5 protein-coding genes are annotated in these 25,839 nt (G+C 42.4%); 4 read left to right on the forward strand and 1 reads right to left on the reverse strand.

Annotated elements, in window-relative coordinates; translation table 11 throughout:
• The first annotated feature begins 399 nt into the window (after nucleotides 1-399).
• From PCY14_RS06315 to PCY14_RS06325, 3 genes are all read left to right on the forward strand, one after another.
• Complete coding sequence (locus tag PCY14_RS06315) at nucleotides 400-7,203, forward strand: accessory Sec-dependent serine-rich glycoprotein adhesin (RefSeq protein ID WP_301363254.1); 6,804 nt, start codon at nucleotides 400-402, stop codon at nucleotides 7,201-7,203.
• A 263-nt stretch (nucleotides 7,204-7,466) separates the two neighbouring features.
• A complete protein-coding gene (locus tag PCY14_RS06320) occupies nucleotides 7,467-18,842 on the forward strand; it encodes an accessory Sec-dependent serine-rich glycoprotein adhesin (RefSeq protein ID WP_301363255.1) in 11,376 nt (3,791 codons plus the stop codon).
• A 221-nt stretch (nucleotides 18,843-19,063) separates the two neighbouring features.
• Nucleotides 19,064-19,831: a Cof-type HAD-IIB family hydrolase gene (locus tag PCY14_RS06325; RefSeq protein ID WP_060934104.1), complete on the forward strand. Its 768-nt coding sequence runs from the start codon at nucleotides 19,064-19,066 to the stop codon at nucleotides 19,829-19,831.
• A gap of 130 nt (nucleotides 19,832-19,961) precedes the next feature.
• Here the strand turns inward: PCY14_RS06325 and PCY14_RS06330 are convergent, their stop codons facing one another.
• On the reverse strand, nucleotides 19,962-20,393 hold the full coding sequence (locus PCY14_RS06330) for a hypothetical protein (RefSeq protein ID WP_060934105.1): 432 nt from the start codon (nucleotides 20,391-20,393) through the stop codon (nucleotides 19,962-19,964).
• A gap of 627 nt (nucleotides 20,394-21,020) precedes the next feature.
• On the opposite strand from PCY14_RS06330, the gene PCY14_RS06335 reads away from it, so the two are divergent.
• Nucleotides 21,021-25,376: a glycoside hydrolase family 70 protein gene (locus tag PCY14_RS06335; protein WP_301363256.1), complete on the forward strand. Its 4,356-nt coding sequence runs from the start codon at nucleotides 21,021-21,023 to the stop codon at nucleotides 25,374-25,376.
• The last annotated feature ends 463 nt before the right edge of the window (nucleotides 25,377-25,839 follow it).

Below are 25,839 nucleotides of genomic sequence, written 5' to 3' on the forward strand. Positions count from 1 at the left end.
TAAGTTCTTCCTAATGATGGTTTGGTTGCTTTTCATTATAGTTCTTATGGGACTTTTTGTCTGCATTCAAAAAGCTCTATAATCTCTATAGTGATTTTACCCACTACAGAAATTATAGAGCCGAATTTGTCTGCTATTTAGAGTAATCAAGCCTATCTTGAAAGGCAATACTGTTAAAGAAGGGAAACATTTCTATAGAATTTCAAGAAATCTTTAAATTTCATTTTATAAACTAGAAAATGACTGAAGATAGTGTGAAATCAATGTCTTTAAGGTATTAATAGGATGAAACGTTTGCAATTTTATTTAAGGAATATATGACAAAAAATTAGAACTTACAACAATTTTGTGATAAAATTTAGCTACGTGTTTTACACTAACATCTAGAATGGAGCAAATATGTTTTTTAGAAGAAACGAAGGGGAATATCGCGAAACAGATCGTGTGACTCGTTTTAAATTAATCAAATCAGGGAAGCAATGGCTTCGTGCGGCGACATCAAACTTTGGACTTTTTAAGGTTGTTAAAGGTGGAACAGATGCACCGTCAGTTTCAGCGCAAAGTGTTGAGGAGAAAACACCTCTTATCTCAGGTCAAGCCCTACTTAAAGGGATTGCAGCAGCAGGTGCGGTGGCAGGTGGTGCAGTAGCCACTTACACTGCTCAAGCCGAAGAAACTGCAACGCCAGCTTTAGAGAGTCAATTAACTGGGAATCATGATGTCACAGCCAATTCTGAGTCTGTTGTCTTGAGTGCAGCTCCAACATCAGAAGCTTCGGTAGCACCATCAACTAGTCAAGAGTCTACAAGCTCTTCAGTTGACGCTCAAGCAAGCACAGATGCCTCAGTCTCATTGTCACAATCTGTATCAACAGAATTATCACAATCTATTTCTGAATCTGTATCACTTAGCAAAGAGAGTTCAACCTCCGCTAGTCAGTCACATACTGAAAGCGCAAGTGGTTCAGCTTCTCATTCAGAATCAGCAACTTCAACAGTAGCGACTGCATCAGAAACAGCAACTCAAGAAGATGAAAAAACAATTTTGGATCAAAACGTTTCAGAAGCAGAATTGCTCGTTAATATTGCTAAAGACTATCAAGCAAAATTGACAGACACAGCTGCTAAAGCTGAAATCCAAACAGCTATCACAACAGTTCAAGAAGAAGTCACTAAATCAACAACATTGCTTGCTGCATCAGCAACAAACGCTGCTTATGCAGAACAACGTGAACGTCTTGGTAATGCCGTTGAAGGGCTGATGACCAAGATTACAAACGCAGGTTTTACTGGTAATTCAGTAGTTAACGGTGTTGCAGCAGTTACTGCACAGTTGGATGCTGTGGCTAGAGGTGCTTATGACACTAATGCGTCACTTGGTGAGGCTACCTATAAGCAAAAAGCAAACCTTATTGTTACGAATAAAAACCAAGCAAGTTATTTCAAAACCACTGGAACAGCAAGTCTCAATAATGGAACGGTGACCTTGACTCAAAATACCGGTGGACAAGTAGGTGCTTATACCCTTAAAACCAAGGTGGATATGAATGAAAGTTTCACCTTAACAGGTAAAATCAACCTTGGTGATGCCTACGAGGGTAATAGTTCTGCTGGACACTATGGTGGTGACGGTATTGCGGCGATCTTTTCGACGGGTAAAATCGGTGAAATCGGTAATGCCAATGGAAATGGTTCTGGTGCCAGTCTTGGTATGGGAGGAACAAACCTTACACGTTCCTTTGGATTTAAATTGGATACTTGGCATAATACGTCTCAGCCTAATAGCAGTCAGTATGCTAACGCAGATCCTGCAAAAGTTAGAAACTCAGCTTTTGGGGCCTTTGTTACTACGTCAAATACTGGGGTAGCTACAACAGATACAATTAGTGCTGAAAAATTACAGACACTTCCAACCGATAATACGCTTAAAGATTATGTTGTTTCATATAACGGTTCGACCAAAGTTATGACAGTAACTTATGCCGGTCAAACTTGGTCTAAGAATATTCAAAGCTATTTGAATGCAAGTCGTGCTACAACTGGTCAAAGGTCTGGGCAAGAAGAGTTGGCCTTTGCCCTCTTTGCCTCAACGGGTTCAGGAACAAACTTACAACAATTTAATCTTGAAAGATTTGACTATTCTGCAAGAGGGGCCTATGTAACGGTAAAATTTATTGATGCAGATACTGGTGAGGAAATTCCAGGTAAAGATGAAGTCTTGATTCAACAAGAAGCTGGAACAACGGTGAATCTGTCATCCTATCTTAGCATTGATGGTTATGAGTTAAGAGCAACTAATGTTGCGACAGCAAAAGGTTTTGTTTCAGATAATACAGTTAGAGTCCTTGAAGGTAGTCAAGGAATCACCTATTCATTCCATAAGATTAAACAAAACGAAAAGTACACGGCGACAGCAAAAGCAACAACCGTCTATACTATCCAAGATGAGTCTGCTACAGATCTAACTGCTGCAAGTAACTTTGTCACAATCACACCAGTAAATAGTGCAACAGCAGCAGTATCAGGTCAAAGTGTTACTTGGACTACACCAATTTCTACAACAACAGTTGGAACTCATACTGCTGAAGCAACGGTTACTTACTCTGATGGTTCAACGCAAACTGTTAGTGTAAATTATCAGGTCTTGCCTAAGATTGAAGCAAAGACACCTATCGTTGATATTAAAGGAAATTCTCTTCATAATGGGACCGATTCAGATAGTTATATTACAGCAGAAGCGACAAGTGAATCACATACGACACAGTGGACTAACACATCAACAGGTACTAGCTCAACCAGTCTTCCATTAACTACGGATAATGCAGGAGAATTTAATTACACGGTTACTAGAACTTATGATGTCGGCCGTTACGGGACAACAAGTAGTAGTTCAGACTTGTTATCAACAAGTTCTACCCTTACACATAAAGTGTACGATATTAAACCGGTTCCGCATACTTTCGAGCAGAATGTCAATGATTCTAACTACCAGAATAGTCTAGATTCTTCTGGATGGATTACGACAGATAATAGTTTATCTATTAAAAGTGTAAAATTTGCAAACAATACAGTACCTGATATCACCACTCCAGGTAAATATACAATGACTGTTGAGGTAGTGGTATCAGAAGATGGAACTGGAAATTCCTATACGGTAACAGTCCCAGTTACCTATACCGTTACACCAAACAGTGAAAGCTTATCAACTTCTACATCGCTCTCAGAAAGCAGAAGTGAGAGTATTGTTAAGTCTAAATCGGAATCTTTAAGGGAATCCGAATCCGCTTCAACGAGTGAACGGGAATCCAAATCATTGAGCAAGTCCGAGTCAGCATCAGCATCAGTATCTGCCTCCGAATCCAATTTGCTTTCAGCGTCAGAGAGCGCTTCAGTGAGTGTATCGCAATCCGAGTCTAACTCGCTTTCAGCGTCAGAGAGTGCTTCAGTGAGCGCATCTCAATCCGAGTCTAACTCGCTTTCAGCGTCAGAAAGTGCTTCAGTGAGCGCATCTCAATCCGAGTCTAACTCGCTTTCAGCGTCAGAAAGTGCTTCAGTGTCTGAGTCCCAATCCGAATCCAACTCGCTTTCAGCGTCAGAGAGTGCATCAGTAAGTGAGTCCCAATCTATGTCAAACTCCCTTTCAGCGTCAGAGAGTGCATCAGTAAGTGAGTCCCAATCTGTGTCAAACTCCCTTTCAGCGTCAGAAAGTGCGTCAGTGTCTGAGTCCCAGTCTGTATCCAATTCGCTTTCGGCTTCAGAGAGTGCGTCAGTGAGTGAATCCCAGTCGGAATCTAGCTCCCTTTCAGCGTCAGAGAGTGCTTCAGTGTCTGAGTCCCAATCCGAGTCAAACTCGCTTTCAGCGTCAGAAAGTGCGTCAGTAAGTGAATCACAATCTGAGTCAAATTCTATTTCGGCATCAGAGAGTGCTTCAGTAAGTGAATCACAATCTGAGTCAAATTCTATTTCAGCGTCAGAAAGTGCGTCAGTGTCTGAATCTCAGTCTGAATCCAATTCTCTTTCAGCGTCAGAGAGTGCTTCAGTGTCCGAGTCTCAGTCTGAATCCAATTCTCTTTCAGCATCAGAAAGTGCTTCAGTAAGTGAGTCACAATCCGAGTCAAACTCCCTTTCAGCATCAGAAAGTGAGTCAGTAAGTGAGTCACAATCTGAGTCAAATTCTATTTCGGCATCAGAAAGTGCTTCAGTAAGTGAGTCACAATCCGAGTCAAACTCTCTTTCAGCATCAGAAAGTGCTTCAGTAAGTGAATCACAATCTGAGTCAAATTCTATTTCGGCATCAGAAAGTGCTTCAGTAAGTGAGTCACAATCCGAGTCAAACTCTCTTTCAGCATCAGAGAGTGCTTCAGTGTCTGAATCTCAATCCGAATCTAACTCTCTTTCAGCTTCAGAAAGTGCTTCAGTAAGTGAATCACAATCCGAATCCAACTCCCTTTCAGCTTCAGAAAGTGCTTCAGTAAGTGAATCACAGTCTGAATCCAATTCTATTTTGGCATCAGAAAGTGCTTCAGTGTCTGAATCTCAGTCTGTATCCAATTCCCTTTCAGCATCAGAAAGTGCTTCAGTAAGTGAGTCACAATCTGAGTCAAATTCTATTTCGGCATCAGAAAGTGCTTCAGTAAGTGAGTCTCAATCCGAGTCCAACTCAATTTCGGCATCAGAAAGTGCGTCAGTTTCAACAAGTCAATCTGTTTCAAATTCAGTGGTTTCTTCATTGAGTATTTCGGCTTTTGAAAGCTTATCGCAAGCATTTAGTGCGTCAATTTCGACCATCCTTTCGACAGTTGATTCAATTTCGAAATCAGCATCAAGCTTTATTTCTACAAGTGAGTCACTCTCAATGTCTGCTTCGACATCATTGAGTACATCCGGATCATTAAGTGCGTCAGTTTCGTCAAGTGAATCAATGTCACTCAGTGAGTCAGCAAGTACAAGTGCGTCAGTTTCAACAAGTCAGTCAGTATCTAACTCATTGTCATCGTCATTAAGTGCTTCAGTTTCAACCAGTGAATCAACATCACTCAGTGAGTCATCAAGTATGAGCGCTTCAGTTTCAATGAGTCAGTCAGTATCTAACTCATTGTCATCGTCATTAAGTGCTTCAGTTTCAACCAGTGAATCAATGTCACTCAGCGAGTCATCAAGTACCAGCGCTTCAGTATCAACGAGTCAGTCAGTATCTAACTCATTGTCATCGTCATTAAGTGCTTCAGTCTCACTCAGTGAATCAACGTCACTCAGTGAGTCATCAAGTATGAGCGCTTCAGTTTCAATGAGTCAATCAGTCTCAACTTCTGTTTCCGCTTCATTAAGTGCTTCAGTCTCAACCAGTGAATCAATGTCACTTAGCGAGTCGTCAAGTACAAGTACCTCAGTTTCAACGAGTCAGTCCGTCTCAACGTCAGTTTCTGAATCACAAAGCACAAGTGTTTCAATCTCAACGAGCCAATCAATTTCTGGTTCATTGAGCGTCTCAGAGTCAGCAAGTGCTTCAACTAGCATTTCAGCTTCAGTCTCACTCAGCGAATCAACATCACTCAGTGAGTCAGCAAGTACCAGTACCTCTGTTTCAGCGAGTCAATCCGTCTCAACGTCAGTTTCTGAATCACAAAGCACAAGCGCTTCAATCTCAACGAGCCAATCAATTTCCGGTTCATTGAGCGTCTCAGAATCAGAAAGTGCAAGCACAAGCGCCTCAGTTTCAATGAGCCAATCGGTTTCAGATTCAATGAGTGCCTCAGAGTCAGCAAGTGCTTCAACTAGCATTTCAGCTTCAGTCTCACTCAGCGAATCAACATCACTCAGTGAGTCAGTAAGTACCAGTGCCTCTTTTTCAGCGAGTCAATCCGTCTCAACGTCAGTCTCTGAATCACAAAGCACGAGCGCCTCAGTTTCAACGAGCCAATCGGTTTCTAATTCATTGAGCATCTCAGAGTCAGCAAGTACTTCAAGCAGCGTTTCAGCTTCAGTCTCAATCAGTGAATCCACATCACTAAGTGAGTCAGTAAGTACCAGTGCTTCAGTTTCATTGAGTCAGTCCGTCTCAACGTCAGTCTCTGACTCGCAAAGCACAAGCGCTTCAATCTCAACGAGCCAATCAGTTTCTGGTTCATTGAGCGTATCGGAATCAGAAAGTGCAAGTACCAGTGCTTCTGTTTCAACGAGTCAATCCGTCTCAACGTCAGTTTCTGAATCACAAAGCACAAGCGCTTCAATCTCAACGAGCCAATCGGTTTCTAATTCATTGAGCGTATCGGAATCAGCAAGTGCAAGTACCAGTGCTTCTGTTTCAGCGAGTCAATCAGTCTCAACGTCAATCTCTGAATCACAAAGCACAAGCGCTTCAATCTCAACGAGCCAATCGGTTTCTAATTCATTGAGCGTCTCAGAGTCAGCAAGTGCTTCAAGTAGCGTTTCCGCTTCATTAAGTGATTCAGTCTCAACCAGTGAATCAATGTCACTTAGTGAGTCAGTAAGTACCAGTGCCTCAGTTTCAGCGAGTCAATCCGTCTCAACTTCTGTTTTTGAATCACAAAGCACAAGCGCTTCAATCTCAACGAGCCAATCAGTTTCTGGTTCATTGAGCGTATCGGAATCAGAAAGTGCAAGTACCAGTGCCTCAGTTTCAGCGAGTCAATCAGTCTCAACGTCAGTCTCTGAATCGCAAAGCACGAGCGGCTCAATCTCGACGAGCCAATCAGTTTCTGATTCAATGAGCGTCTCAGAGTCAGCAAGCGCTTCAACCAGCGTTTCAGCTTCAGTCTCACTCAGTGAATCAATGTCACTTAGTGAGTCATCAAGTACCAGTGCTTCTGTTTCAACGAGTCAATCAGTCTCAACATCAGTCTCTGAATCACAAAGCACAAGCGCTTCAATTTCAATGAGCCAATCGGTTTCTGATTCAATGAGCGTCTCAGAATCAGCAAGCACTTCAAGCAGCGTTTCAGCTTCAGTAAGTGTCTCAACTTCAATGAGTGAATCAGCAAGCACTTCATTGTCTGCTTCAATGAGTACTTCAGTATCTTCTTCTGAAGTTAAAGATCCTAAGCATAAGCACGGTAGCCAAGCTCTTCCTAAGACTGGTGAGGAAGACTCATCGGCAGCTCTTGCTTTAGGTGCTTTGGCAACGGCAACAGGTCTTGCCTTTCTTGCCAAACGTAAGAAAGAAGAAGAGGGTGAAGACTTCTAATCGTCAGCAAGTCTCATTCTTACCTTCTCATTAAGATTTATAATATCCCTCATCATTTGAGCTTTTCTCAATGGTGGGGGATTTTTGCTTATCTAAAAAGACTAATAGTTTTAATATATCCAGATTTCTTATTTGTTGGGGTGCATTTGAATAGATTTGGGAATGTATAAGTTCAGGGAAAGCAAGTTTGAAATGAGATTTTTTGCTCAATTTTATGATAAAATTAGAAGGAGTATTTTAATCAAAAAATTAATGGAGTAAGTATGTTTTTTAGAAGGAATGAAGGTCAATATCGTGAAACGGACCGTGTGACACGTTTTAAACTGGTAAAGTCAGGTAAGCACTGGCTTCGTGCAGCGACTTCAAACTTTGGTCTTTTTAAGGTGCTAAGAGGAGGAGTGGATTTACCTTCGATCAGTACCCAGCAGGTGGAAGTGGATTCATCTGCTTTCTCAGGACACTCGCTCCTTAAGGGAGTGCTTGCTACGGGGGCTTTGCTAGGTGGGGCTGTTGTGACTCACGTGACTCATGCGGAAGAAGTGACAGATGAGCCAGTTTTGGAAAGCCAAGCTGGAGCTAAGGCTGATCTTTTAGTTGCATCAGAATCAGCTGTTATTGGCAATATTGGTTCTGTGTCTGGTGTCCAAGAGAGTCAGGTAAATAGTCAAGAGTCATCTGAAGCTGCGTCAAGTCAGACTTCCGAGACTTCTTTAAATGAGTCCTTGTCAAGCAGTCAATCTATTTCAGCTTCTGAACAGGCTTCAAAATCTGCCTCTCTGTCACTAAGTGCTTCGATTTCGACTTCCTTGTCAGCTTCTCTAGCTTCTCAATCGGAATCAGCGAGTCAGACGGCTTCTCATAGTTTGTCTGAGAGTAGGCTTACAGGCTCTTCAGAGCGTGATGACAGCATATCTAATCAATCATTTAGCAAGAGTGATAGTGTTGCCTCTCAAGAGGGTGTGAATCTTGTCAGCTCGGATTCGGCCATGTTACATGCTTCTTTGGCATCCGAAGCTCTTGTTAATCGTCAATTGTCTGACACTGCAAACGGTCTGTTGGCTGTTTCGCTTGTGTCTAATACTGAGCGTTCAGATCAAGAAAAGCGTCTCAAAGATTTGGCCTTAGAGATTTATACTTATAAAGCTCAAGCACTTGATTTGCCAAATACGGATTCGGCTATTCTGAAGGGAAATCAAGCCTTGGATGCTATTCGTGTCAGTCTGGCTGATAGTGGCGTTGACATAGTCCCTACACTTACACAAGCAAGACAGGCTAGAAATAGTCTTGCTAATGCGGTGCTGCGTGCGACATCTGGTCAGCGTGACCCTCGAAATGGTGCTATCATTGGTACTGATAATAGCTTGCGTAATCCTTATTATAACTTAGGTCCTAACAATGGCTTGATTTCTGCTTATAACTCTGACTACATCAATCAGGCCTATCAAGTTGTTGAATCAAAACCAACACAATACAGTATTCGTAGTATTGGTTACACCTCATATAGTGATCGTGTCAATGGTATCAATATTCCCCAAACAACTGCTTTGAGAAATAGCTCCGTTGCTTTTAATGTTATGGGGACAGTTGGGGCTGATCAGGTCGTAACTCCGGGAAGAACGTACACACTTTCTTTTGTGGTTGCCAATAATGCGAATCAAACAGTGACACGCTCTTTGCGTATCCAGGTCTTACCTCAAAATGACGGGATTCGCAACCCGATTAAGGCAGTGACAACGGGTACTTTTGTCAATGACACGAGCAATCTCGCTCAGGCTGAAAAAGATAAGGTTTGGGAAACTTTTAAGGCGACAAATCCAAATATTGCGACCTCTAAGGACTTTAAGTCTTATTCCGTCTCATCATCTGGTGTGGTAACCATTACTTATAAAGATAACACCACTAATGATGTGACGGCTCCAGTGAAGCGACTAGCAGCACCAACCGTTGAAACGAGATTATTGGACAAGGCTTACACACAGACGCCTGTAACGGTGACGGGAGCTGAGCCAGGTTCCACAGTTGTTCTATATAATAATGACGACGAAGTGGGAACAGCTGTGGCAGATGCTTCGGGTCAAGCGATTGTGACGCCGACTGTTAAGTTACAAACAGGTGGTGTAACAGCCAAAGCTCGCATCATGTATGGTGATTATGCGGTGTATTCAGATGCCAGTAATTCCGTGGCTGTAACGGACGGAACGCGTCCTGAAGTGACGGCCAAGTTGACTGTCGATGGTGTGGAACCTAAGTCTACGCCTCTCGAAGGTGGTGGGAAAAACTATACCCTCTATGCTGGTGATGATGCTGTTTTGACTTTCACAGCTACAGATGACAGTGGCAAGCTTAAAGAAATGAAAGTTGTTGCAAGAGCCGATTTGAATGACAATGCCTTGAACGGCAATTTCTTTGGTAGTACCCAGTACGGAACTGGTAATATTGCACCGATTACGGGAGATATCACAGCTACGACTGATAATCCTGCAACCATCACAACGACCATTCATTTGAAGGATGACCTTTATCATTCTTTCCGAAACACATGGCAACGTAATGTTGCTGCTATTGACAATGCGTCGAATATGAACCGTCCAAATGGTTTGGGTGAAATTCGGATGACGCAAGGACGTCTTGCAGATCGTACGCCAGGTGTTGCGCCAACGACGACCATTCAGGTGACAAGCCTGACTGCTCTGACAGAGGCAGATAAGAGTAAGGTTATTGCGGCTGTGTCGGCCTTGAATCCAGAAGCAGCTAATCGTATTAAGTCTTATACAGTCAATAATGATGGCACGGTGACAATTACTTATAAGGATGATACGACAAATACCGTGACGGTACCCTTGTCTAATAGTGACTATAGCAAGTCTCTTTCTAATAGTACGAGTGAATCTGTGAAACAGTCAGCATCTACAAGTACGTCCGTGAGTACAGTAGTGTCAAGGAATGTTTCAAATTCACTAAAACAATCTCTCTCAGTGAGTGCCTCTTTGAGCACGGTCAAGTCTCGCAGTTTATCACAATCTTTGAGCACATCGGTACGAACCAGCCAGTCCGCTTCTACAAGTGCTTCCTTGAGTACAGTCAAGTCTCGTAGTTTATCACAATCTTTGAGCACATCGGTACGAACCAGCCAGTCCGTTTCCACAAGTGCGTCCTTGAGTACCGTTAAATCACAGAGTCTGTCTCAATCCTTGAGCGAGTCAGTCAAGACGAGTGTCTCTCGCAGTGAGTCCGCCTCAGCGAGTGCGTCCTTGAGTACCGAGAAGTCACAAAGTTTGTCCCAGTCCTTGAGCGAATCAGTCAAGACGAGTGTTTCTCGCAGTGAGTCCGCCTCAGCGAGTGCGTCTTTGAGTACCGTTAAGTCACAAAGCTTGTCTCAATCCTTGAGCGAATCAGTCAAGACCAGTGTCTCTCGCAGTGAGTCTGCGTCAACGAGTGCGTCCTTGAGTACCGAGAAGTCTCGTAGTTTATCACAGTTATTGAGCACATCGGTACGAACCAGCCAGTCCGCTTCCACAAGTGCGTCCTTAAGTACCGTTAAATCACAAAGCTTGTCTCAATCCTTGAGCGAATCAGTTAAGACCAGTGTTTCTCGCAGTGAATCCGCCTCAACGAGTGCGTCGTTGAGTGAGGTGAAGTCACAAAGCTTATCACAATCCTTGAGCGACTCAGTCAAGACCAGTGTCTCTCGCAGTGAGTCTGCGTCAACGAGTGCGTCTTTGAGTACCGAGAAGTCACAAAGCTTATCACAATCCTTGAGCGACTCAGTCAAGACCAGTGTCTCTCGCAGTGAGTCTGCGTCAACGAGTGCGTCTTTGAGTACCGAGAAGTCACAAAGCTTGTCTCAATCCTTGAGCGACTCAGTTAAGACCAGTGTTTCTCGCAGTGAATCTGCGTCAGCGAGTGAGTCTTTGAGTACCGAGAAGTCACAAAGCTTATCCCAGTCTTTGAGTGAGTCAGTTAAGACCAGTGTTTCTCGCAGTGAATCTGCCTCCACGAGTGCGTCCTTGAGTACCGAGAAGTCACAAAGCTTATCCCAGTCTTTGAGTGAGTCAGTCAAGACGAGTGTTTCTCGCAGTGAGTCCGCCTCCACGAGTGCGTCTTTGAGTACCGAGAAGTCACAAAGCTTATCCCAGTCTTTGAGTGAGTCAGTCAAGACGAGTGTTTCTCGCAGTGAGTCCGCCTCCACGAGTGCGTCTTTGAGTACCGAGAAGTCACAAAGCTTGTCTCAATCCTTGAGCGATTCAGTCAAGACCAGTGTTTCTCGCAGTGAATCTGCCTCCACGAGTGCGTCCTTGAGTACATCGAAGTCACAAAGCTTGTCCCAGTCTTTGAGCGCATCGGTATCAGCTAGTCAGTCTGCTTCGAATTCCTTGAGTTCATCGTTGAGTGCATCGGTATCAGCTAGTCAGTTCGTGTCAAACTCGTTAAGTAGCTCCTTGAGTACTTCGGTTTCAACGAGCCAGTCCGTATCGAATTCTTTGAGTACCTCCTTGAGCTCATCGGTTTCAACGAGTCAGTCCGTGTCAAACTCGTTAAGTAGCTCCTTGAGTACTTCGGTTTCAACGAGCCAGTCCGTATCGAATTCTTTGAGTACCTCCTTGAGCTCATCGGTTTCAACGAGTCAGTCCGTATCGAACTCGTTAAGTTCATCATTGAGTTCTTCAGTTTCAACGAGTGAATCCGTATCGAATTCTTTGAGTTCATCCTTGAGTTCTTCGGTTTCAACAAGTCAATCCGTATCGAACTCGTTAAGCACATCATTGAGTTCTTCAGTTTCAACAAGTGAGTCTATATCGAATTCTTTGAGTACATCTTTGAGTTCTTCAGTCTCAACAAGTCAATCAGCTTCAAATTCTTTGAGTACATCGCTGAGCGCTTCAGTCTCAACAAGCCAATCTGTATCGAATTCTTTGAGTTCATCATTGAGTTCTTCAGTTTCAACAAGTGAATCCGTATCGAACTCGTTAAGTTCATCTTTGAGCGCCTCAATCTCAGTGAGTCAATCTACTTCGAATTCTTTGAGTACATCTTTGAGCGCTTCAGTCTCAACAAGTCAATCAGCTTCAAATTCTTTGAGTACATCGCTGAGCACTTCGGTTTCAACGAGTGAATCCGTATCGAATTCGTTGAGTTCATCTTTGAGTTCTTCAGTCTCAACGAGTGAATCCGTATCAAACTCGTTAAGTACATCATTGAGTACTTCAGTTTCAACGAGTCAGTCCGTATCGAACTCGTTAAGTTCATCGTTGAGTTCCTCAGTTTCAGCTAGTCAGTCCGTATCGAACTCATTAAGTAGCTCCTTGAGTACTTCAGTTTCAACGAGTCAGTCCGTATCGAACTCGTTAAGCACATCATTGAGTACTTCGGTTTCAACAAGTGAATCCGTATCGAATTCTTTGAGTTCATCTTTGAGTACTTCGGTTTCAACAAGTGAATCCGTATCAAACTCGTTAAGCACATCATTGAGTTCTTCGGTGTCAGCTAGTCAGTCCGTATCGAATTCTTTGAGTACCTCCTTGAGCGCTTCGGTTTCAACGAGCCAATCAGCTTCAAATTCGTTGAGTACATCGCTGGGCGCTTCAGTCTCAACGAGTCAGTCTGTATCAAACTCGTTAAGTACATCGTTGAGCGGTTCAGTCTCAACAAGCCAGTCAGTATTGAATTCTTTGAGTTCATCATTGAGCGCTTCAGTCTCAGTGAGTCAATCTACTTCGAATTCTTTGAGTACATCGCTGAGTACTTCAGTTTCAACAAGTCAGTCCGTATCGAATTCCTTGAGTACATCATTGAGCGCTTCGGTTTCAACGAGTGAATCCGTATCGAATTCGTTGAGTTCATCTTTGAGTTCTTCAGTCTCAACGAGTGAATCCGTATCAAACTCGTTAAGCACATCATTGAGTACTTCGGTGTCATCAAGTCAGTCCGTATCGAACTCGTTAAGTTCATCGTTGAGTTCCTCAGTTTCAGCGACTCAGTCCGTATCAAACTCGCAAAGCACATCATTGAGCGCATCGGTATCAGCTAGTCAGTCTGCTTCGAATTCCTTGAGTTCATCGTTGAGTACTTCGGTGTCAGCTAGTCAATCCGTATCGAACTCCTTAAGTAGCTCCTTGAGTACTTCGGTTTCAACGAGTGAATCCGTATCGAACTCCTTAAGCACATCATTGAGTTCTTCAGTCTCAACCAGTGAATCAGCTTCGAATTCGTTAAGTTCATCTTTGAGCGCTTCAGTCTCAACGAGTCAGTCTGTATCAAACTCGCTAAGCACATCGTTAAGTTCTTCGGTGTCAGCTAGTCAATCCGTATCGAATTCGTTGAGTTCATCATTGAGTTCTTCTGTTTCAACAAGTCAATCCGTATCAAACTCGTTAAGCACATCATTGAGTTCTTCGGTTTCAACGAGTGAATCTGTATCGAACTCGTTAAGTAACTCGTTGAGCGCATCGGTTTCAACAAGCCAATCCGTATCGAATTCCTTGAGTTCATCATTGAGTTTTTCAATTTCAACGAGTGAATCCGTATCGAATTCTTTGAGTTCATCCTTGAGTTCTTCGGTTTCAACAAGTCAATCCGTATCGAACTCGTTAAGCACATCCTTGAGTTCTTCAGTTTCAACAAGTGAGTCTATATCGAATTCGTTGAGTACCTCGTTGAGTTCTTCAGTCTCAACAAGTCAATCAGCTTCAAATTCTTTGAGTACATCGCTGAGCGCTTCAGTCTCAACAAGCCAATCTGTATCGAATTCTTTGAGTTCATCATTGAGTTCTTCAGTCTCAACAAGTGAATCTGTATCGAACTCGCAAAGCACATCTTTGAGCGCATCGGTATCAGCTAGTCAGTCTGCTTCGAATTCATTGAGTACATCGTTGAGTACTTCGGTGTCAGCTAGTCAGTCCGTATCGAACTCATTAAGTAGCTCCTTGAGTTCTTCAGTCTCAACAAGTGAATCCGTATCAAATTCGTTAAGTACATCGCTGAGCGCTTCAGTCTCAACAAGTCAATCCGTATCAAACTCGTTAAGTTCATCGTTGAGCACATCGGTTTCAACGAGTGAGTCCGTATCAAATTCGTTAAGTAGCTCCTTGAGTACCTCGGTTTCAACGAGTCAGTCTGTATCAAACTCGCTAAGCACATCATTGAGTTCTTCGGTTTCAACGAGCCAATCTTTATCAAACTCGTTGAGCACATCATTGAGTTCTTCTGTATCAACAAGTCAGTCAGCTTCAAATTCGTTGAGTACATCGCTGAGTACTTCGGTTTCAACAAGTCAGTCCGTATCGAACTCCTTAAGCACATCGTTAAGTTCTTCGGTCTCAACAAGTCAGTCTGTATCAAACTCGCTAAGCACATCGTTAAGTTCTTCGGTATCAACGAGTGAATCCGTATCGAACTCGTTGAGTAGCTCCTTGAGTACTTCGGTATCAACGAGTGAATCCGTATCGAACTCGCAAAGTACATCATTGAGTACTTCAGTCTCAACAAGTCAATCTGTATCGAACTCATTAAGTGCGTCACTGAGTGACTCAGTCTCAACGAGTCAGTCTGTATCGAATTCTTTGAGTACATCGTTGAGTACTTCGGTGTCAGCTAGTCAGTCCGTATCGAACTCCTTAAGTGCTTCGTTAAGTTCTTCGGTTTCAACGAGTCAATCAGCTTCAAATTCGTTGAGTACATCGCTGAGCGCTTCAGTCTCAACAAGCCAATCTGTATCGAATTCTTTGAGTTCATCATTGAGTTCTTCGGTTTCAACAAGTGAGTCTATATCGAACTCATTAAGTAGCTCCTTGAGTACTTCAGTTTCAACGAGCCAGTCTGTATCAAACTCGTTAAGTAGCTCCTTGAGTTCTTCAGTTTCAACGAGTGAATCCGTATCGAACTCGTTAAGTTCATCGTTGAGTTCCTCAGTTTCAGCGAGTCAGTCCGTATCAAACTCGCAAAGCACATCTTTGAGCGCATCGGTATCAGCTAGTCAGTCTGCTTCGAATTCCTTGAGTTCATCGTTGAGTACTTCGGTGTCAGCTAGTCAATCCGTATCGAACTCATTAAGTAGCTCCTTGAGTACTTCGGTGTCAGCTAGTCAATCCGTATCGAACTCATTAAGTAGCTCCTTGAGTACTTCGGTTTCAACGAGTGAATCCGTATCGAACTCGTTAAGTACATCATTGAGTTCTTCAGTGTCTGAATCACAGTCTCTATCCAATTCGCTTTCAGCGTCAGAAAGTGCTTCAGTAAGTGAGTCTCAATCCGAGTCAAATTCTATTTCGGCATCAGAGAGTGCTTCAGTGTCTGAGTCCCAATCGGAATCCAACTCGCTTTCAGCATCAGAAAGTGCGTCAGTATCTGAATCACAATCCGAGTCAAACTCTCTTTCAGCATCAGAAAGTGCTTCAGTAAGTGAATCACAATCTGAGTCAAATTCTATTTCGGCATCAGAAAGTGCTTCAGTATCTGAGTCCCAATCGGAATCCAACTCCCTTTCAGCGTCAGAGAGTGCTTCAGTGTCTGAGTCACAATCCGAGTCCAACTCGCTTTCAGCGTCAGAGAGTGCTTCAGTTTCTGAATCACAGTCTGAATCAAATTCACTTTCATCGTCAGAAAGTGCGTCAGTATCTGAATCTCAATCCGAGTCAAATTCTATTTCGGCATCAGAGAGTGCTTCAGTATCTGAGTCACAATCCGAGTCCAACTCAATTTCGGCTTCAGAGAGTGCTTCAGTTTCAGCAAGTCAATCTGTTTCAAATTCAGTAGTTTCTTCATTGAGTGTTTCGGCTTTTGAAAGCTTATCGCAAGCATTTAGTGCGTCAATTTCGACCATCCTTTCAACAGTTGATTCAATTTCGAAATCAGCATCAAGCTTTATTTCTACAAGTGAGTCACTCTCAATGTCTGCTTCGACATCATTGAGTACATCCGGATCATTAAGTGAGTCAGTTTCGTCAAGTGAATCAATGTCACTCAGTGAGTCAGCAAGTACAAGTGCGTCAGTTTCAACAAGTCAGTCAGTATCTAACTCATTGTCATCGTCATTAAGTGCTTCAGTTTCAACCAGTGAATCAACATCACTCAGTGAGTCATCAAGTATGAGCGCTTCAGTTTCAATGAGTCAGTCAGTATCTAACTCATTGTCATCGTCATTAAGTACTTCAGTCTCAACCAGTGAATCAATGTCACTCAGCGAGTCAGCAAGTACCAGTGCCTCAGTTTCAACGAGCCAGTCAGTATCTAACTCATTGTCATCGTCATTAAGTGCTTCAGTCTCAACCAGTGAATCAATGTCACTCAGCGAGTCAGCAAGTACCAGTGCCTCAGTATCAACGAGTCAATCCGTCTCAACGTCAGTCTCTGAATCACAAAGCACAAGCGCTTCAATTTCAACGAGCCAATCAGTTTCAGGTTCATTGAGCGTCTCAGAATCAGAAAGTGCAAGCACAAGCGCCTCAGATTCAATGAGCCAATCGGTTTCAGATTCAATGAGTACCTCAGTTTCAGCGAGTCAATCCGTCTCAATGTCAGTCTCTGAATCACAAAGCACAAGCGCTTCAATTTCAGCGAGTCAATCCGTCTCAACGTCAGTCTCTGAATCACAAAGCACAAGCGCTTCAGTTTCAGCGAGTCAATCCGTCTCAACGTCAGTCTCTGAATCACAAAGCACGAGCGCCTCAGTTTCAACGAGCCAATCGGTTTCTAATTCATTGAGCGTCTCAGAGTCAGCCAGTGCTTCAAGTAGCGTTTCCGCTTCAGTCTCAATCAGCGAATCAACATCACTCAGTGAGTCAGTAAGTACCAGCACCTCAGTATCAACGAGTCAGTCCGTCTCAACGTCAGTTTCTGAATCACAAAGCACAAGCGCCTCAGTTTCAACGAGCCAATCGGTTTCTAATTCATTGAGCGTCTCAGAGTCAGTAAGTGCTTCAAGTAGCGTTTCCGCTTCAGTCTCAATCAGTGAATCAACTTCACTAAGCGAGTCATCAAGTACAAGTGCCTCCGTATCAACGAGTCAGTCAGTATCAAACTCATTGTCATCGTCATTAAGTGCTTCAGTCTCAACCAGTGAATCAATGTCACTTAGCGAGTCGTCAAGTACAAGTGCCTCAGTTTCTGAATCACAAAGCACAAGCGTTTCAATCTCAACGAGCCAATCAATTTCTGGTTCATTGAGCGTCTCAGAGTCAGCAAGTGCTTCAACTAGCATTTCAGCTTCAGTCTCACTCAGCGAATCAACATCACTCAGTGAGTCAGTAAGTACCAGTGCCTCTTTTTCAGCGAGTCAATCCGTCTCAACGTCAGTCTCTGAATCGCAAAGCAGAAGCACCTCTGTCTCAATGAGCCAATCAGTTTCTAATTCATTGAGCGTATCGGAATCAGAAAGTGCAAGTACAAGTGCCTCAGTATCAGCGAGCCAGTCAGTATCAAACTCATTGTCATCGTCATTAAGTGTTTCAGTCTCAACCAGTGAATCAATGTCACTCAGCGAGTCAGCAAGTACCAGTGCCTCAGTATCAACGAGTCAATCCGTCTCAACGTCAGTCTCTGAATCACAAAGCACAAGCGCTTCAATTTCAACGAGCCAATCAGTTTCAGGTTCATTGAGCGTATCGGAATCAGAAAGTGCAAGTACCAGTGCCTCAGTTTCAGCGAGTCAATCCGTCTCAATGTCAGTCTCTGAATCGCAAAGCACGAGCGCCTCAATCTCAGCGAGCCAATCGGTTTCTGATTCAATGAGTGCTTCAACTAGCATTTCAGCTTCAGTCTTACTCAGCGAATCAACATCACTCAGTGAGTCAGTAAGTACCAGCACCTCAGTATCAACGAGTCAGTCCGTCTCAACGTCAGTTTCTGAATCACAAAGCACAAGCGCCTCAGTTTCAACGAGCCAATCGGTTTCTAATTCATTGAGCGTCTCAGAGTCAGTAAGTGCTTCAAGTAGCGTTTCCGCTTCAGTCTCAATCAGTGAATCAATGTCACTTAGTGAGTCAGTAAGTACCAGTGCTTCAGTTTCAATGAGTCAGTCCGCCTCAACGTCAGTTTCTGAATCACAAAGCACAAGCGTTTCAATTTCAACGATCCAATCAATTTCTGATTCGATGAGTGCGTCAGAGTCATTGAGTGCAAGCATTAGTGCTTCAGTCTCACTCAGTGAATCAACGTCACTTAGTGAGTCAGTAAGTACCAGTGCCTCTGTTTCAGCGGGTCAATCCGTCTCAACGTCAGTTTCTGAATCAGAAAGCACAAGCGCTTCAATTTCAACGAGCCAATCAGTTTCTGGTTCAATGAGTGCTTCAGAATCAGCAAGTGCTTCAAGTAGCGTTTCCGCTTCATTGAGTGTTTCAGTCTCAACAAGTGAATCCACATCACTCAGTGAGTCAGCAAGTGCTTCAAGCAGCGTTTCCGCTTCAGTAAGTGTCTCAACTTCAATGAGTGAATCATTAAGCACTTCATTGTCTGCTTCAATGACTACTTCAGCATCATCTTCTGAAGTTAAAGATCCTAAGCATAAGCACGGTAGCCAAACTCTTCCTAAGACTGGTGAGGAAGACGCATCGGCAGCTCTTGCTTTAGGTGCTTTGGCAACGGCAACAGGTCTTGCCTTTCTTGCCAAACGTAAGAAAGATGACGAAGAGAGTGAAGATTATTAATTTGTAGCTTTCTAAACAAGTCATTGAATACTTAGTTAAGTGAAAGACACCTCAAGCGTGGATGTCAAAGACAAGTCACTAGTGGACAAAGACACGATTATCAAAAAATACGAATCCCTTGGTTTTGCGGAAAATGGTATGTAAATGCAGTCCATTTACGGTGCTTATGCCAATGTTTTAAAAATGGAAATTCAAGATATTTTAGGTTTAGAGGAATAGCTATGACACATAACATCTTATGTGTGACGGATTTAGACGGAACTTTTGTCAAAAATTCCATTCAAATCCATCCAGAAGATTTGCAGGCTTATGAAAAATTGTCTGCCTATAGTGATTTTGCCATTGCTACAGGACGCTCTGTTAAGGAAATTACTTATATTGCCGAACGTAATCACCTTAATGTGGTCTGTGCTATTGGCTATAATGGTGCAGTCGTTACTGAGAAGGATCAGGTTGTATTTTCGAAAACATTACCTCCAACGGATGTTGATAACTTATTGAAATATCTCAAGGAAGAATCAATTACTTTCGATGCTCTAGATAATCAGGAAAGAGTTGGGAATTTTAATCATGAGGATAAGCGTCGTTTATGGAATATGCCCATCCTCTGTATGGACAATCTTTATGAAAATGTTCGCCAACGTTGTCTTTACAAATTTAACCTTCGACCAGAGGCAGACAAGGCTGCGACCTATGTCCAAGAACTTAAAGCTCGTTTTCCTAATTTAGAATTTTTCCAATCAGGGAGCACGCGTATAGAAGTGACTGCCAAAGGGGTTTCTAAGGGAAGCGGATTAGAGCTTTTAAAAAGGCATTATCAACCAGTTGTAGCATTTGGTGATTCAGGTAATGACATCTCCATGTTTGAGGTGGCAGACATCTCTTACTGTATGTCACATGCCCCAGAGGTCGTCAAAGAAGCAGCAACTTACGTCGTAGATAACTTTGCAGATGCCGTTACGCATTTGGAAAACTTATTAGACTTATGAGCTTAACATTCAATATCTAAAATAAAAGTAGATTAGGACCTGACCCTAATCTACTTTTTGTTATGTCTTGTTTGGGATTGGATAGCTTAAAATGAAAAGAAGATACGGCGGAAAACCATATCCTCTCTCTTTATTTCTCTACTTTTTTATACATCACTGTGCCCACTGTTACAAGAAGGGTTAAGAGAATCGGTATGATTCGAAACACTCCCCAGTCAGGGTCATAAGCCAAAAGGACTGAGGCTAGGTAAAAACCAACACTAGTGTATAAAAAGTATTTATTACCTTTTTTACGGCCTATTCCTATTAAGATGGTTGCAATGACAAAACTAATCAAGCTATAACCTAAAAAAATGATTACAAGCATTCCCAAAGGATTTGACAGCCCCAAAAGTAAAAACAAGGCAAGATAAACCAAAGCGATATAAAATGCGACTGACAGGAGAACAGTGGCAAATCTGTTTTCTTGAGAATTTTGCTTAAGACTGCCTGGATTAGTGACCTCTTGACCACTATTTCTCTTATCTTGGTTTGTCTTGGAGTTTGTATTTTTTACTGGCATTTTTCTCACCTACCCCTCTATTTGTTGCTAAATAGACTAACTTTTTCACTTTAATTATACTCTTTTTTCCTTGGTTTCAGCAGGTTGTATAAGATTTTGAGAGATTTTTTTGTGATGAATTGTGGCCCTATAATCTGGTTTGTATTCCCCTTCATTTTTGAAGGAAAGTGTCTTTTTCTGACACTAAAGTGACCGAACTTGAATCTCATAAACCTCAGAAAGTAGAGAATAGCTTAGATAGTTAGAATTTACTCTTTCTATGAGAAGCTCCCCTAAAAAAGACACCATCTTTAGTGACCTAAGGGGTCGACTAGGGTGGTGTTTTTTGTGTTTTGAGGAGAAAGAGCCTTAAGGATTTGGTCTTTTTCCATTAGATTTCCTTGCCTTAGTATTAAAATTGATGGTTTGTCAATAGTCATTCTAAATAGCAGTAGTATCATCCTTTATTTCTCTTTAAGTACAAACAAAATGGCTGATTTTCTATTTCAAAATACTCATCTCTAACTAATTGTCTTAAAAAATTGAAGTGACTTTTCTAAAAATTATGAAAATTCATCAGATTTTATTGAAAAAATGCTTTCAATGTTTTAGAATTAAGCTATTAATGGGAAAAAGGAGTCTTTTTATATGGACAAAAAAGTACATTATAAAATGCACAAAGTTAAGAAACAATGGGTAACCATCGCCGTGACAGGATTGTCAGTAGGTGCGGTCTCAGCTGTTTCTTTAGGGACTAACGACGGTGTCGTTCAGGCCGACGAACACACGGATGCTACTGTAGCCATCCCCGATATTACTGTTGATACGGGTACTGTATCTAACGATACAACGGCTGCTCAGGATCCAACTACAGCAGTTGCAGCGACAAACGATGTCGCAACTGATCAAGCCGCTCCAACAGCAACTTTCGATTTGACAACTGATACAACAAATACAGTTGCAGCGAATGCTGTTGATACGGCAGCGACTGTCGGTACTGATCGTGCGGCAACTACAACAGATACAACAGCAACCAATGATACAGCTGTTGATACGACAAATAACAACACTACAACTGACACAACAACAGTTACTGATCGCGCAGCGACACGTGAACGTCGTGCGACTGGTGCTCGACGTGGTCCTACAGGAGGCCGTCGTGCTACCCCAGTTAACGGCAATACTAACAATGCCAACAATACTGTCACAGTAGTAAATAACGACCTTCCAGCAACTAACAATGTCGTAACTGATGGTCCAAGCCACATCAAAACAATCGATGGTAAACAATACTACGTTGAAGATGATGGCACTATTCGTAAGAACTATGTCCTTGAACGTAACGGCGGCAGCCAATACTTCAACGCTGAAACTGGTGAATTGTCTAACCAAAAAGAATACCGTTTCGATAAAAATGGTGGTACTGGTTCAGCAGCTGATAGCACAACCAACACAAATGTTACTGTAAATGGTGATAAAAATGCCTTTTATGGTACAACTGATAAAGATATCGAACTTGTTGATGGCTACTTCACTGCCAACACATGGTACCGTCCTAAAGAAATTTTGAAAGACGGTAAAGAGTGGACAGCCTCAACTGAAAATGACAAACGTCCATTGCTGACTGTTTGGTGGCCAAGCAAGGCTATCCAAGCCAGCTACCTCAACTACATGAAAGAAAAAGGGTTGGGAACAAACCAAACCTTTACATCATATAGTTCACAAACACAGATGGATCAAGCAGCCCTTGAAGTGCAAAAACGTATCGAAGAACGTATTGCGCGTGAAGGGAACACGGATTGGTTGCGTACTACCATCAAAAATTTTGTCAAAACACAACCAGGTTGGAACTCAACTTCTGAGAACCTTGATAATAGCGACCACTTGCAAGGCGGTGCCCTTCTTTACAACAACAGTAGCCGTACAAGTTATGCTAACTCTGACTATCGTCTCTTGAACCGCACACCAACTAGCCAAACAGGTAAACGCAATCCTAAGTATACTAAGGATACAAGTAACGGTGGTTTTGAATTCTTGTTGGCTAATGATATCGACAATTCAAACCCAGCGGTTCAAGCTGAGCAGTTGAACTGGCTCCACTACATCATGAACATCGGTACTATTACAGGTGGTTCTGAAGATGAAAACTTCGATGGTGTTCGTGTCGATGCCGTGGATAATGTCAATGCTGACCTTCTTCAAATTGCTTCAGATTACTTCAAAGCTAAGTATGGTTCTGACCAAAGCCAAGAACAAGCTATTAAACACTTGTCTATCTTGGAAGCATGGTCTCACAACGATGCCTACTACAATGAAGATACAAAGGGTGCTCAGTTGCCAATGGATGACCCTATGCACTTAGCATTGGTATATTCACTCTTGCGTCCAATCGGTAACCGTTCAGGAGTTGAACCACTCATTTCAAATAGTTTAAATGACCGTTCTGAAAGTGGTAAAAACTCTAAACGTATGGCTAACTACTCATTTGTTCGTGCCCACGATTCAGAGGTACAATCAATCATTGGTCAAATCATCAAAAATGAAATCAACCCTCAATCAACAGGGAATACCTTCACTCTTGATGAAATGAAGAAAGCCTTTGAAATCTACAACAGAGACATGCGTAGTGCCAACAAGCAATACACACAATATAACATCCCATCAGCATATGCCTTGATGCTTACACATAAGGACACTGTGCCACGTGTTTACTATGGAGACATGTACACAGATGATGGTCAATATATGGCTAAAAAATCACCATATTATGATGCTATTGAAACCCTCTTGAAAGGCCGTATCCGCTATGCAGCTGGTGGTCAAGATATGAAGGTTAACTACATCGGTTATGGTAATACTAATGGTTGGGATGCTGCAGGAGTCTTGACTTCTGTACGTTATGGTACAGGTGCTAACAGTGCTTCTGATGCTGGTACAGCTGAAACACGTAACCAAGGTATGGCAGTTATCGTTTCAAACCAACCTGCCCTTCGTTTGACAAGCAACTTGACAATTAACATGGGTGCGGCTCACCGTAACCAAGCTTATCGTCCATTGCTTTTGACAACAAACGATGGTGTGGCTACTTACTTGAATGATAGCGATGCTAACGGCATTGTCAAATACACTGATGGTAACGGTAATTTGACATTCAATGCAAACGAAATCCGTGGTATCCGTAACCCTCAAGTTGATGGTTACCTTGCCGTTTGGGTACCAGTAGGTGCTTCTGAAAATCAAGATGTGCGTGTAGCACCAAGTAAAGAAAAGAACAGCAGTGGTTTGGTTTACGAATCAAATGCTGCCCTTGATTCACAAGTTATCTACGAAGGTTTCTCTAACTTCCAAGACTTCGTTCAAAATCCATCACAATACACTAATAAGAAGATTGCTGAAAATGCTAGTCTCTTCAAATCATGGGGTATTACATCATTCGAACTTGCACCACAATACGTTTCAAGTGATGATGGTACTTTCCTTGACTCAGTAATCCAAAATGGTTATGCCTTTACAGACCGTTATGATATTGGTATGAGTAAGGACAACAAGTACGGTTCATTGGCTGACTTGAAAGCAGCTCTTAAATCACTCCACGCTGTAGGTATCTCAACGATTGCTGACTGGGTTCCAGACCAAATCTACAGCCTTCCAGGTGACGAAGTAGTTACTGCAACTCGTGTTAATAACTATGGTGAAACTAAAGATGGCGCAATCATCAACCACAGCCTCTATGCCGCTAAAACACGTACCTTTGGTAATGACTACCAAGGTAAATATGGTGGTGCCTTCCTTGATGAATTGAAACGTCTCTACCCACAAATCTTTGACCGTGTTCAAATCTCTAACGGTAAACGCATGACTACTGACGAGAAGATTACGAAGTGGTCTGCGAAGTACATGAATGGTACTAACATTCTTGACCGTGGTTCAGAGTACGTGCTTAAGAATGGTCTCAACGGTTACTACGGTACAAATGGTGGTAAGGTTAGCCTTCCAAAAGTTGTCGGAAGCAACCAATCAACTAATGGTGATAACCAAAACGGTGATGGTAGTGGTAAGTTTGAAAAACGTCTCTTCTCTGTAAGATACCGTTATAACAATGGTCAATATGCTAAGAATGCCTTCATCAAAGATAACGACGGAAATGTCTACTACTTTGATAATACAGGCCGTATGGCAATCGGTGAAAAGACTATCGATGGTAAACAATACTTCTTCCTCGCTAATGGGGTGCAATTGCGTGATGGTTACCGTCAAAACCGTAGAGGTCAAGTATTCTACTACGACCAAAACGGTGTCTTGAATGCAAACGGTAAACAAGATCCAAAACCAGATAACAACAATAACAATACATCAGGCCGCAACCAATTCGTACAAATTGGTAATAACGTTTGGGCATACTACGATGGTAATGGTAAACGTGTGACAGGTCACCAAAACATCAATGGTCAAGAACTCTTCTTCGATAACAATGGTGTCCAAGTTAAAGGGCGTACTGTTAACGAGAATGGAACAATCCGTTACTATGATGCAAACTCAGGTGAAATGGCTCGCAACCGTTTTGTTGAAATTGAACCAGGTGTTTGGGCTTACTTCAATAATGATGGAGCAGCCGTAAAAGGTTCACAAAATATCAATGGTCAAAACCTCTACTTTGATCAAAATGGTCGTCAAGTGAAAGGTGCTTTGGCTAATGTTGATGGCAACCTTCGTTACTATGATGTAAATTCAGGTGAGCTTTACCGTAATCAATTCCATGAAATCGATGGTAGCTGGTATTACTTCGATGGTAATGGTAATGCTGTCAAAGGCATGGTTACTATCAATGGTCAAAACCTCCTCTTTGATAACAATGGTAAGCAAATCAAAGGTCATTTGGTTCGTGTGAACGGCGTTGTTCGTTACTATGATCCAAATTCAGGTGAGATGGCTGTTAACCGTTGGGTTGAAGTGAGTCCAGGATGGTGGGTTTACTTTGACGCTCAAGGCCGAGGACAAATCTAATCGTTTCCAAACTGTATGAACCGAGACAGTAGTCTCGGTTTTTATGGCATGTTCGGATTTCGTTAAGGATTTAATGATGGCTGAACAAGTGATTTTAAAACCATCTTGAGTTAGTCATGATAGTCTGATAGTAATCATTACATCTGTAGTTCCATGAAAAAGTAATCATGCTAAAAAAGCTATTAGTTATTTATAACTTAATACGAGAAACTTGAGAAACTGGGGAATTTCATTAAATGGTTCCAATCTATTGACGAAGCGTCAAAGTCAATCTATACTAGGAGTAATACCAGTTATTTATTGGCATCCCTAGTCGAGGACTAGTCGCAGGCTTGGCCTGTGTCATTCCTAATAGGCCATTTCTTTAACAAATACAGTAAGGCTCTAGCCATTCAAAGATGAGAAGTAGTTGTGATAGTTTATAGTGTATTTCTTATGAGAGTGTCTTTAGGGAGAGAAAACT

This window comes from Streptococcus sp. SV2, assembly GCF_030440175.1.
GTDB lineage: Bacteria > Bacillota > Bacilli > Lactobacillales > Streptococcaceae > Streptococcus > Streptococcus raffinosi.